This is a genomic window from Pseudobutyrivibrio ruminis, assembly GCF_015057245.1.
GTDB classification, from domain to species: Bacteria; Bacillota; Clostridia; order Lachnospirales; family Lachnospiraceae; genus Pseudobutyrivibrio; species Pseudobutyrivibrio ruminis_E.
The window spans coordinates 113,678-126,812 of the sequence record NZ_SVET01000004.1 but is presented as its reverse complement, the minus strand read 5'-3'; the positions used below and the strand labels follow the sequence as shown (position 1 = coordinate 126,812).

Sequence of the window (13,135 nt, the reverse complement as noted above, 5' to 3'; positions counted from 1 at the left end):
TTTATTGCATTTTATGAAGACGGCCCTGGATAGGCATTAGTATTAATACGAATAACACTCCATAAAACAATGATAACACTGCTACTGCCATGTTTGGTCCGATGGTATCGGGTGACTGGCTCCATACTATAGCGAGCACCGATACAAATCCCATTATGCTGGAAAGTATTCCGCCAAGGATTGCCCCTCTCTGGGCGTATTTTACAGCAAATTTGCATTCTGCAGCTACCACTGCAACATCGTCCTCTCTCTCTGCTTTCTTTCCAAAAATCAGCTTAAACGCTCCCAGAAAGCTTTTCATCTGTCCACCTGCTCCTAAAACAATAAGCTGTATCGCCAGAACAAAAACTGCTGATGGAATATCAAGGAAATATACAACTCTGCAACCGCTGACTGTCACTATACCAATCAGCCCTAACATCAACAATACAAAGCCTAATGCTAAACCTAGCACTACTGATTTTTTGTCATTCTTATTCTCCTGAACATCTTTAACTAAACTAACCATTATTTCTTCCGCCTTTCCACTATATGCCTCAGCGTTCAGGCGCTCACCGGATAACAGCTCATTTACATTAATATCAAGTGCCTTGCACAGTTCTGGCATAATGCTGGTGTCAGGCAATCCTTTGCCAGTCTCCCATCTGGAAACTGCCTTGTCACTAACTCCCACCTGATCTGCCAATTGTTTTTGTGTAAGACCTTTTTCCTTTCTCATCTCCGAGATAAATGAACCTGTCTTGATTAAATCTAACATGTGACCTCCTGCCGCTTCTTTTGTTACACTTTTAGACTATAGAAAAAGACTGTGAGAATAAACCTATGTATGCTAGAATCCGCCTAGAATCGGACTCCACGAAAACTAGAACTCCCTAGATTACTGACTCCCAGAACTCCACTGCTCTATCAAGCCAGCCTTCAGCTTTTGTGCGAATGCCAAGGCCAATGCCGTGTGGTACACCAAAATACTTTTCATAGATATGATTAACGCCATGTGCCTTGAGGGCGCTTTCAAAAACATCAGCATGACGACTTGCAGGAACAAGAACATCCCAAGAGCCTGAATACATGAAGGTTGGTGGGTAATCATCTTCAATATATTTCTGCACATCTAGAAGCACACGTCCTCTTCTGATGTGACGTAATCCAAACATATGGAAGCTGCCTCTGTTGCTAAGCCAAATGCCCATCAAACCAATCCAAATGTTCCAGTAAGGATGATGTAACCAATCGTTAACACAAGTCCAAGGATAGCCTAATATGACTGCTCCTGGCTTAGGCAATTGGTAATCCATGTAACCAAACTTGTGGCTGGAAAAGATTCCCGCCAGGTTTCCACCTGCGGAAAATCCCATCAATGCATAGCCGTCTAAAGTAACACCGTATTGGTCCTGATTTAACTGAATCCTCTGTAATGCTGTGCCTAAATCCTGCATTGGAGCAAAGGCTTCGCAATCACGTCCCGTGCGATACTCAAGCACAAAGGCATTTACTCCCATTTCATTAAGAGCTGCCGCAACAGGATATCCCTCCTGTCTTGTGCAAAGATGTGCATAACCTCCACCTGGAAGAACAACTACAAATCGCTTGCTCTTAGGGTTATCTGCTGGAAAATACATAAGCCTAACATCTCTTTTATGTTTATCCTTAGACATTTCCTCCATGGAATACACCGGAATTTGCCTAAATCTACCGGATGCATGCAGCTCTTTTACTCTGGCTCTACCGCCCTTCACATTATTTGATTTATGCTCTATATAGTACATCCTGGCTACAGAATATACCGTAAATACGAATGTAAGTATAAGATACGCGATAATCAGTGTTCTCACCGTCTCGCCAAATCCGTTTGCAAATAAATAAATATTTCGCATATGTCCCTCCTATGCCTATATAATAGCATAATATATACCTATTCTCTGCCACAAAATAAATTGAATTATTTTTATTTACTTATGATATTAGCAATTTATTTACAGTTAAGTTTCATCTATGAATTTCTCAAATTCACTTATATATAAATCCACTAACATTTAAGTGAATTTCATTATTCAATAACTTTCACTTAAAACTGAGAAATCCACTTAAGTGAATTTGCTTTTCGCCCAAAATAAACTTAACTTTTTGTTTCTAATTTTTTATTTTGTTAAGTTTATTATTCATAAACATGAATAAACTTAACTAACACCTAAAATAGTTAAGTGAGTATTCTAATCTTGAAAATAAACTTAAAATAACCTAAATATTTTTAACTTATTTTAAGTTTATTTCTTTTTTTCTCATATACACTTAACCACTCTTCCACTTTTTAAGTGAAATATACCATTATCACTTTTTAACTTAACTAAATAATCATTTTCTCAACCCCCAAAGTATTTTGAGTAACTATCAAGCCCTGATAATATTTAGATATAAAAAAGCCATGGATAACTATCAAGTTCTAATAATACATAGATTTTTGTTTTTCATCAGAAAAACAGAAATCGTAAATACCAAGAAAATAGATTCATCTATTTTCTTGTCCTGCAAAGCAGGATTCTTGCTGACAATTTCATTTTTCTGTCAGCAAGAAGTCATACTATTAAAAAACAACCCGTAGGCATCAAGCTCTGATAATTCTTAAGCGAGGCGTGTTGCCGAGCGAAGAATTCATTAGGCTTGTAGCCGTAACGGGTTGTTTATCAACCTATAGTTTATTTAATTATCTGTGCTTGAAAGCAACCTTAATACGCTGCTTTAATCCGTTAGGAAGAACATACTTAAGCTTGTCCTCAGATGGAGTCATCTTTGAACACTCTGGATGCTCTCTGTAAAGCTTGATAGCATCGAATTCGCACTTAGTTGTACATACACCACAACCAATACACTTATTCTCATCTACTACTGAAGCACCACACTTGAGACATCTAGCTGTCTCTTTCTTAATCTGCTCCTCTGTAAGCTCAACTGTCTTGTCGCGGAATGTAAGCTCTCCATCAACAGTTGTCTTTGAAACGCCTGGAATCTGACGTGCGCTGTGATCATAATCACCAATCTTGATGTTTTCCTTATCAAGCTCGATGAAGTCACGACGGTTACGTCCGATTGTAAGTGAGCTGTGTGGCTGTACAAATCTGTGGATTGAGATAGCTCCCTCACGACCTGCTGCGATAGCATCGATAGCAAAACGTGGGCCTGTGTACATATCACCACCAACAAAGATATCTGGCTCATCTGTCTGGTATGTAAGAGCATCAGCCTTAGGGCCTCTCTCGATAACAACCTTAGAACCCTTAAAGAGATCTCCATATACGCTACGCTGTCCTACTGAGAAGATAACGTGCTTACACTCTACAGTGATTGTGTCATTCTCATCATACTGTGGAGAGAATCTACCTGTCTCGTCCTTAACACGAGTACACTTCTTAAGAACGATTCCCTTAACAGCTCCCGCCTCATCAACGAGAACCTCCTTTGGTCCCCATCCACAGTTAAGCTCAACGCCCTCTGCTTCAACGATTTCGATTTCCTCTGGAGATGCAGGCATGATATCTCTGCTCTCAAGACAGAACATAGAAACCTTTTCATTTCCAACACGTCTAGCAGAACGAGCAACGTCGATAGCAACGTTACCACCACCGATAACAACAAGGTCACCCTTGATATCGTATTTCTCGTTCTCTGAGCACTCGTGAAGGAAATCAACAGCTGTTGCTGTACCGATAGCATCATCACCTGGTACGCCTGGCTTGTTACCACCCTGGCAACCAATAGCTACGTAGAATGCCTTGTAGCCCTGGCTACGTAACTCATCAAGTGAAATATCCTTACCAACTTCAACGCCACACTTAATCTCTACACCAAGCTCCTTGATGATTTCGATTTCAGCGTCGATAACATTGTTCTCAAGTACGAATGATGGAATACCGTAACGAAGCATACCACCTGGATACTTGCTCTTTTCAAAGATTGTAGGCTTGTAGCCCTTAAGTGCTAAGAAGTAAGCACAAGAAAGACCTGCAGGACCTGCACCAATAATAGCTACCTTCTCTGTGAACTCACCCTTCTGTGAAGGAACGATCTTCTTAGGGATGTAGCGTGTCTCTGACTTAAGATCCATCTCTGCTAAGAAACGCTTAACTTCATCGATTGCAATTGCCTCATCGATTGTTCCACGTGTACAAGCTGCCTCGCAACGTCTGTTACATACACGACCGCAGATTGCTGGAAGTGGATTGTCCTGCTTAATAAGAGCAAGAGCTTCTTTGTAACGTCCCTGAGCTGCCATACGAAGGTAACCCTGGATAGCGATATGTGCAGGACAAGCTGTCTTACATGGAGCTGTACCTGTGTCGTAGCAGTTGATTCTGTTTGTGTCACGATAGTTGTCGTTCCACTCGTCTGTTGACCACTTGCGCTCTGTTGGAAGAACCTGCTTTGGATACTCAACCTGTGAGCCATCAGCTGTGCAAAGCTTCTGACCAAGCTTAACAGCACCAGCTGGGCAGTTCTCAACACACTTACCACAAGCTACACAATCCTCAGCTGTTACGTGAGCAACATATGCTGAACGTGACATGTTTGGAGTGTTGAAAAGCTGTGATGTACGAAGTGCATAACATACATTTACATTACAGTTACAGATAGCGAAGATTTTGTTCTCGCCATCGATATTTGTAATCTGGTGAACGAAGCCGTTGTCCTCAGCCTGCTTGAAAATATCAAGAGCCTCTTCCTTAGTGATGTAAACACCACCCTTGTTTGTCTCAACAACGTAGTCTGCCATATCACCAACTGCGATACACCATCCTTCTGGATCATCAGCGCAGCCCTCGTCATATGTCTTTCTAGAAAGACGGCAAGAACATGGTGACTTAGCATACTTTCCTTCGTATTTATCGAGCCAGTAAGAAATCTTCTCAAGTCCGATTGCTTCCTGCTCCATTGAAATAGCGTCCTCTACAGGGATAACGTGCATACCAATACCAGCGCCTCCTGGTGGTACCATGTGTGTAAGTCCCTCAAGTGGAAGACGGCTCATTCTCTCAAAGAAACGTCCCATCTCAGGATGCTCAGCTAAGAAATCCTGATTCATGTTTGAGAACTCTGCAGAACCTGGAACGAACATAGGAAGTACCCACTGCTTCTCGTGAGCTTCGTTCTCATAGTTCCACTCTAAAAGACCTGTCCAGCTTGCTTTCTCAAGTCTTTCCTCAAGTGTCTTTTCATCAAGGCCAGTGATTTCAAGAAGCTCCTTGAAAGTCTTTGGCTTTCTAATGCCACCCATAGAAAGTGCAAGCTCTGCAATTTCCTTTGTAGGTGCAAGATTTGCTACAGCCCAGTACTCTGGATCGTACTTTGTAATCTTCTGAAGACCAAGCTTGATTTTAGCTCTATCTGTGATTACCTTTCCAAGCTGAAGAATTTCTGGACGTAGATCTTCATCCTTTAAATCACTTACCCAATCAGGATAAAAATCGCCCAAATTGTCTGGTCCGATACCCATATTAATTTCCTCCTTTAATTGCCCTAAAACTGTTATTTATACTTCCCTCAAAAAGTCTCAATTCCAAGCATTAAGCCTGCCACTGCTGAACCTGGCCCCTCAACCAGTCAATCCACTCATCAAATCCTTCGCCAGTTTTTGCTGATACAAAGATAACCTTCGCATTAGGATTAAGACTGTGGATTCGTTCCACAACAGCCTCCTTTGAGAATTCGCTAAACACTGGAAGTGTGTCGCATTTGTTGATAAGCACTACATCACACACTGAAAACATCAGTGGGTACTTAAGTGGTTTGTCGTCTCCCTCGGGAACAGAGAGAATCATAGCGTTCTTTGATGAACCGGTATCAAATTCCGCTGGACAAACTAAATTACCAACGTTTTCCAGGAAGACAAGATCTAAGTCTTCTGTTCCAAACTCATGCAAGCCCTGACGGGTCATATCTGCATCGAGATGGCACATGCCTCCTGTATGTATCTGAATTGCACGTGCTCCTGCCGCAGTAATTGTGGCAGCGTCCACATCAGAATCAATATCAGCCTCCATTACACCGATTTGCATTTCGTCCTTAAGACGAGAGATTGTTTGGCATAATGTGGTTGTTTTGCCAGAACCAGGAGCTGACATCAGATTAACAAGAAATGTCTTCTGTTCTTTAATCTCCTGTCTGAGCTTATCAGCATCTGCATCATTGTCCTCAAAGATGCTCTGCTTAACTTCGATGATTTTGTAATCTAGCATAAGCTCTCCTAACCAAATTGTGTTAGTAAACTCTAACTCATTTTTTCAGTTTCCTGTATATATAATATACTCTAATTGATAAAAAATTGTCAATAAGTTTTTTCGCCACGAAGCGGTATAGATTCTGGAACAAAGCTACTTTATTACACAGGGTGTGTATTATCACTGTGAATTCTTTGTGAACACGGGCCTTTGCACAAATTTTATTCACCATTTTTACTTATAATCTGAAAATAGGACGATTCTCCTTTAAAAACTATTAATTGGGGTGATGAGATATGAAGAATAGAGTTTGTTCGATGTGTCTTTTAATTATACTAATATTTAGTCTACATTCTACCACAATAACTAGTACTGCACTCACTTCAAATGAACCTTTGTACCCATATTTACAGCTTCTTAATTCTGATCAGCTTTCCGTTTACAATCAGATTTACCAGAATATACTTAACTTCAATGATGAGCTTTTTGCGCTGGACACACCTATATCCGAAAAAAGCCTGGAAGATACAATGAATTCTTTATTCAACGATCATCCAGAGCTCTTCTGGGTGTACACATCATATCAATATGCTGTAGATTCATCTAATATTGTTCATAAGGTTCGACTGAAATTCTGCATCACAAAGGATGAACTGCCTCAAGCTCAGGCAAATTTCAACGGTGTTTTAAATTCGCTTGTTGCAGGCGCGAAGCAATTCACCAATCAGGTGGACCAGGAAAAATATTTGCATGACACTATATGCCAAATGAACACCTATGATCCTGATAACCATATGAATCAGAGCGCATACTCAGCCCTTACAACTGGCACCTCAGTGTGCGCCGGTTATGCCAGAGCATTCCAGGCAGCCTGCCAGCGCCTAGGCATCACCTGCTATTATGTAACTGGAATTTCTATGGGAAGCACCCACGCCTGGAACATAGTTAAGATTGACGGAAAGTTTTATAACGTAGATTTGACTTGGGACGATTCAATCTCTGAATCTATGGGCATCACTTCCTACGACTATTTCAATAAAAGCGACGCCGCATTCGCTTCAGACCACAGCCGTTCTAGTCTGTCCGGAAGAATTGTGGCTTGTAACTAAAAAGCCAGCCTGAAATGAAACCAGGCCGGCTTTTGTTATATTACTCGCTCAGCTATGATTACCAAGCGTTGTGTTGCTATATAGATTGGTGTGCAGGTGTATAGAGTGAGTGTTTCTTTGCCCTCAATAGGTTCTAAAATCTCCACATCTGTAGGGTCCACCACCTGAATGTCTGTTACCACATATGTGTATGTTTCTGTGGCTGAATCCAGATAAATCAAATCATCTATCTCAACCTCATCAAGACGATTAAAGTATTTACCAAAGTTGTAATTCCTGTGGCCTGCTATTACGCAGTTGCCTTCCTCTCCTGCAAAAGCAGTTCCCGATTCGTGTCCAAGAGAATCTGATAACACATCTCTTTCAGTACCCTCTCTCACAGGATTTTCTGAATCGATAGATGGAATTCGGAGGATATAAAGCATATCTCCTGTGACAGCTTCATTGCTATCTGTATCAAGGAAGGCGTCGCCGCTTTCAATGTATTCCTTGAACTCCTGCACCGTCTTCTTTTTCGAATAGTATTGCTTTAGGTTTAATGCAATAGAACTGAGCAATAAGCCCAGTCCCAATGCGATTAACGTTAAACCTATTATCTTTTTAATAGATTGTTTATTTGTCATGTTCCTTTTTCTTTCCAAGTGTTAAATACAAACCAGCAAGGATAAGCGCCACTGCTGTGAGATATCCAAACAATGTACCTACAAAGCCGCCAGTCTTTGCAAGGCGTGGGGCAGTCTCACTTGTGTTTGCCAAATCAGCCCCAGCCGCCAAATCCTTATCCTTCAACACCAATCCATCATCTGTAGTAGAAACTGCTGCACTGCCATAGTATGCAGTAGATGTAGCATCAGTTGTGGATGTTGATGATGACTCTGCTGTAGTAACTATAGGAGTGAGCTGTGGTGTTACCAACGCACCAATTGTTCCAAGTGATGTTGTTGTGTAATCACCGCCAAATGTCTTCGACATAATAACAGGAGTGCTCTGTCCATCACTATCCTCTTGGCTATCCATTACTTTAATTGTAACTGGATTAACAGGATCATATCCTTCTATTTCGCCCTCTGGCTTGATTACATATTCATCCTGATAGTTTATTTCATATGTATACTCACCAGTTTCTTCGTTATAGCTTGTAGGCTCAACCAGCTCTAACTTGTTAGTAGTTGTATTAAATGTATATAAAGCAAATTTCATTGAAGTGAAAAGTGCAGGATCAATACCTAATGTTTCAGGACTAATTGTAATAGCAGCCTTAGCTGATGAATCATATTCATCAATCATGGTAATCACAGAATCTTCTGCATCCACAAAATTGCCATCCTCATCTGCAATCTGAAGCTTGTAATCATCTGTAATCTTAAAAGAAATGCTATCAGCCACAGTGTATCCTGTTGGAGCTGATAGTTCATATAAATAATAAGTTCCGCTAGGAAGAGCAAATTCCTTTGCTGAACCATCTGAAGTCCACTTGGCCACGTAATCAGATGCCGCCTGAGAGACATTTGAATTTTTGCTAAGAATCAGTTCTGCTCCAACAAGTTCATTCCCCTGACCAGCAGATACTTTGCTTATTGAAACCTCACATGTATCAAGAGGCGCATCTACCATCTCTAGAGAATCTTTTTGTACCCATTCGCCATTTACATACTGATAAAGCTGACCATTTGTAATTTTGAAATGAATATCAGATGCATCAGCATATCCAAAAGGTGTTTTTGTTTCTGTTAAGGTATATTCAACACCATAACTAGCTGTAAAGCTGTGAGTTTGCGAATTTGATGTCCATGAATCTGCTGTAATTGTATCACCACTTGAATTAACCCATGTAATCTGTAGCGAAGCGCCTTCTACTGCATTCCCAAGACCATCAGTCTTTGCAATAGAAATATCCTTTGAAAGCTTTTTATTCTCAATTGTGATATTTGCTGCATTGCTTGTTATAGTAACCTCCACAGGATCTGACACTAGAACGTAATCATCCTGGACAGATACCTGAGTTATTTTATATGTTGAACCATTTTTTAGCTTTCCACCAATGGTTCTTGCAGTACCATCAGCCTTTGTAACAATGGTTCTAATCACATTGCCACCTGTATCTTTTATAACAAATGTTGAATTAGCAAGGACTACCGCGTTATCATCTGCATCCACATTTGTTATCACAATCTTTGGCAATGACGATGCCGTTCCACTAACTTTAGCTAAAATCTTTGCCTCAACGTTTACTGTTGATATAACTGTATTAGTATAACCACTTATTGAAACAGCATTTCCATAATCGTTAGCATCAAAATCAGTAGCAGCTGCAGAATATGTTAAATAATACGCATCTTTATTTCCTGCTAAGTTTTCAAGCTTTACCGAAAGCACAGTCTGATTGCTATCATTTACAGCAGTAGAAACTGTATAGCCAGTTGCTTCTTGCCCGCTATTTGTAACTTCACCTGTTGATGCATTTACTTTACCAATATATAGTTTCACTGAAGATAAATCTAAATCCATGCTGGCTCCAAGCGTATCTGTTATTAATACATTTTTTGGAAGCTCAATTTGATTTGCATTAAAAGTAACAACATAATCCACACTAAGACTATCTGAATCTACTGAAGCAGATTTAATAATGATATTATCATTAAATGTTGTTGCTGCTGAGTCCGTCTCAGTAAAATCAGCCTTATACTCAGTAGTTGCTGATAATGTTGCAGTATTCGCAATAGTTAACTCCTGAGTGTTAGCTGTCGCAGCTAGCAGCTTTTCATCAGTAACCTTTGCAGTGAATGTAATAGTAGATTTTGCTGCATCCGTTCCCACTTCACTGCTAGAAACATCATCTGCATATACCGTAAGTTTGCCATTTGTATATGAATAACAAGCCCCAGTAGATGTATCGCTTGAAAGCGCTGTTCCATCAAGCATTACTGTTCCATCTACAAGCTCCAACCCAAGAGAAGCTAAATCGTCTGCTACTGATATACCATTTGAAAGCATTTTATTATCGTTAACCGCAATAGTATATGTTATCTCATGAGTGTCATAGTTATAATCGCTTGCTGTTAATTCAATAACCTTACTTGTACAGTCACAGCTTGCTGTTACTGTAAGTCCATCTGTAGAAAGTTCCTTCGCTGTCAAGGTGAATGGATTGTAATATGTTTTCTCAACATTCTGTGCCCAGAAATCATCGTATTGATCATCTGTAAGCTGAGTGACTACTTCAAATGTAATAGTTTTTTCATTTGCAGCATCACCAATATCAAATGTAATAGTGTTTCCATTTCTCGTAACACTTTCATCGCTTACTGTAGATGAAACGTAAGTCTGGTCTGATGGTATAACGTCTGTTATAACTGCCCCTGTCAAACCTTGTTTCTCTTTATTTACAGTTACCGTCCATGTAATCTGATGAGTTGAAGCATCGTATTTACTACTGGTTCCAGTAGATACTGAAATACCCGCATTTGTAGTGATAGTACTTGACACCTTCATTGATGGGCCTTCTACCTGAACCCAATTTCCATTTCCTTTTTCATACTCATATGTCATAAAGGCATTATTATAAGGGGCTGTGGAATGGTTAGTACGAAGATACTGTGTGTAATTTGATAATAATGTGTTGTATGTAATTGTAAATTCTGTACCCGCTTTCACACTGGTAAATTCAATATACCAACTGTAAGCATTACCATCTGAATTAGTACCAGCTGTTGTTACAAGGGTATAATCTTTTCCGTCGGTAAGGGTACTATCACCATTTTTTACTACTACTGATGACTTATCTAAGGTAAATGTGTAATCAGTGGAACTATCTCCAAGAACCATATAGTCGTAAATTATAAGATTCTGAAGTGCATATCCACCTGAATTAACTGTAATAGTCCAACTTCCAACACCATTATCATTGCTATCTTTTGTGAACCTTCCGTCAGCATTATTAATAGCCTTTGCAATGGTTGGAACAGCCTTTACAGCAGCTACTGCCACACTTCCAGTAGCATCAGCAATATTCTCTGTAGACGTTGTTGATTCAGCAATGCTTACATCATTAGTGACATTTTTAGAACTAGAAGGCTCTGCCGCTCCTCCATTTCCTAAGAAGTCCACTGATGTATTGTATGTAATTACAGTTGAGCCACTCTTTGAAGTATCTACCTTATCCTTATCTATCACATATGTAATAGTGGTTGTGCCATCTTCATTTGAAGTAACTGATAATTTTGATGTATCCGTAACATCCTTATCGTTAGTAGTTATCTTAAAACTGCTCTTATCTAGGATCTGTGATTTATCCAAAACTCCAGTAAAAACATATCCTGTACTAGAATAATCAACTGGATTAGCATCATTAGTAATAGTGGTAGTCCATGTAACAGTTTCTGTACCATCTGCCACCGCTCCACTTGTTTTCATTGTTGGCTCTTTAGCAATATTATCACTAATTGATAAGCTGTATGTTTGACCACCAATTTTAAACTCATACTCCGTAGCTGTACCTATTTTTTCTTCATTCAAAGAAAATGAAATAGTGAAATCATCAATTTTAATGCTGGTTCCATCATCAACGCCTTCTGATGCTATTTGCAATGTAACCTCACCCGTAGAAGTATCTACTAATATGTCACCTATGTGTGTGGTTGTTTTTGTATCCTCATCTGTTAAACCTACAGATGTAGTTAGAATACCAGTACCACTAAGCTTTAGTTTTGATACATCAATGGTTGGTAATTTATATGCATTACCTTGTTTTAGGATGACATAGTCACCGTCTATTCCGTTAGTGTCTGTTGCAACTACAATATTCTCTTTAAACTTATATGTTACAGACAATCCGTCCGCAAAGCTTACATCATTATCGCCTGATGTTGAAAGAACTGTATCACCATTTTTTACAACGACAGATTCTATAAGTGCATTCTCATCTAAGTCATTAGAACTATCAGAAGTATTATCTACAACAGTTACCATTGCGTATGGTGAAAAATGCTCTGCCTCAAAGCTAATCTGGCCATCTCCAACACTTGAATCTACAGCTTCTGCTGAATTCATAGAATCGGACACATGGAATACTTCCATATCTTTGTTAGCATCAGCTTTTACCTCTGCTGTGTCGATATTGTTGAAAGTTACTTGTACATTTCCCTTTGATGTATCTGGCTGAACCTCATTTCCGTTTGCGTCATAGATAGTGATGTCAAATGCCTTCACCTCTACTACTGACTTTGTATCAACAAGGTTCTTTTCTACTGCATCCTCGATTTTAGAGATGTTGCTTTTTCCAGTGATGGCAACTGCTTCAAAGTGGCTGTCCTTTGGAAGTACCCCTGCTGCTGCAGTCATGGAGATTTTAACACCATCAATCTCCTTTGTCTGAGAAAAAGCATCTTCTTTTTCTTCTGAAACATTCTCTTCTACAGTTTCGTTTTCTGTCTCAGTATCATCAGAAATTACATCCTCAGTAACTATTTCCTTTTCATCTTTTTGAACAGGCTCTTCGGAAACCATCTCCTGGTTTTCTTGAGCTTCCTCTGTTACAGCTGGCTCCTCTGCTTCTTTCTCTTCCTCTTTGTTAATTGGAACTTCTTCTTTCTTTTGTTCCTCAGTTATTATTTCTGTTTCTGGTGTCTCGAGCTGCGTCTGCTCTTCCACCTGTTGGGGGTCTGCGACTCCCTCTGCTTGCGACACTAAATCCGAGCTGAAGGTGCTAAATATAATAGCAAAGCCCAGAACTGCCGCCATAATTCTCTTTTTCATTATCTATAGTTCCCTTCTTGTGTCTCAATACTCTTGCCCCCCACTTGGAAACTAAATCATTCC

Annotated in this window: 7 protein-coding genes; 1 reads left to right on the top strand and 6 read right to left on the bottom strand. The window is 39.8% G+C overall.

Going from position 1 to position 13,135, the window contains the following annotated elements; genetic code table 11:
• Position 1: 1 nt before the first annotated feature.
• The 4 genes from E7274_RS05265 to hypB all read right to left on the bottom strand — a co-directional run bounded on the left by E7274_RS05265 (position 2) and on the right by hypB (position 6,227).
• On the bottom strand, positions 2-757 hold the full coding sequence (locus E7274_RS05265; protein WP_304174325.1) for a helix-turn-helix domain-containing protein: 756 nt from the start codon (positions 755-757) through the stop codon (positions 2-4).
• A 115-nt stretch (positions 758-872) separates the two neighbouring features.
• A complete protein-coding gene (locus E7274_RS05260) occupies positions 873-1,874 on the bottom strand; it encodes an alpha/beta hydrolase (RefSeq protein WP_304174322.1) in 1,002 nt (333 codons plus the stop codon).
• An 827-nt stretch (positions 1,875-2,701) separates the two neighbouring features.
• Positions 2,702-5,485, bottom strand: a complete 2,784-nt coding sequence (locus E7274_RS05255; protein ID WP_304174320.1) for an FAD-dependent oxidoreductase — start codon at positions 5,483-5,485, stop codon at positions 2,702-2,704.
• A gap of 70 nt (positions 5,486-5,555) precedes the next feature.
• Positions 5,556-6,227 carry a hydrogenase nickel incorporation protein HypB gene (gene hypB, locus E7274_RS05250; protein ID WP_304174318.1) on the bottom strand — a complete coding sequence of 224 codons (672 nt, stop codon included), beginning with the start codon at positions 6,225-6,227 and terminating at the stop codon, positions 5,556-5,558.
• Positions 6,228-6,505: 278 nt separating this feature from the next.
• Here hypB and E7274_RS05245 point away from each other — a divergent pair, with 278 nt between their 5' ends.
• Positions 6,506-7,318: a transglutaminase domain-containing protein gene (locus tag E7274_RS05245; protein ID WP_304174316.1), complete on the top strand. Its 813-nt coding sequence runs from the start codon at positions 6,506-6,508 to the stop codon at positions 7,316-7,318.
• A gap of 35 nt (positions 7,319-7,353) precedes the next feature.
• On the opposite strand, the gene E7274_RS05240 is transcribed toward E7274_RS05245, so the two are convergent.
• Complete coding sequence (locus E7274_RS05240) at positions 7,354-7,941, bottom strand: class D sortase (protein WP_304174314.1); 588 nt, start codon at positions 7,939-7,941, stop codon at positions 7,354-7,356.
• A complete protein-coding gene (locus E7274_RS05235; protein ID WP_304174312.1) occupies positions 7,931-13,072 on the bottom strand; it encodes a SpaA isopeptide-forming pilin-related protein in 5,142 nt (1,713 codons plus the stop codon). Before E7274_RS05235 ends, E7274_RS05240 begins: the two co-directional genes overlap by 11 nt.
• Between the last annotated feature and the right edge of the window lie 63 nt (positions 13,073-13,135).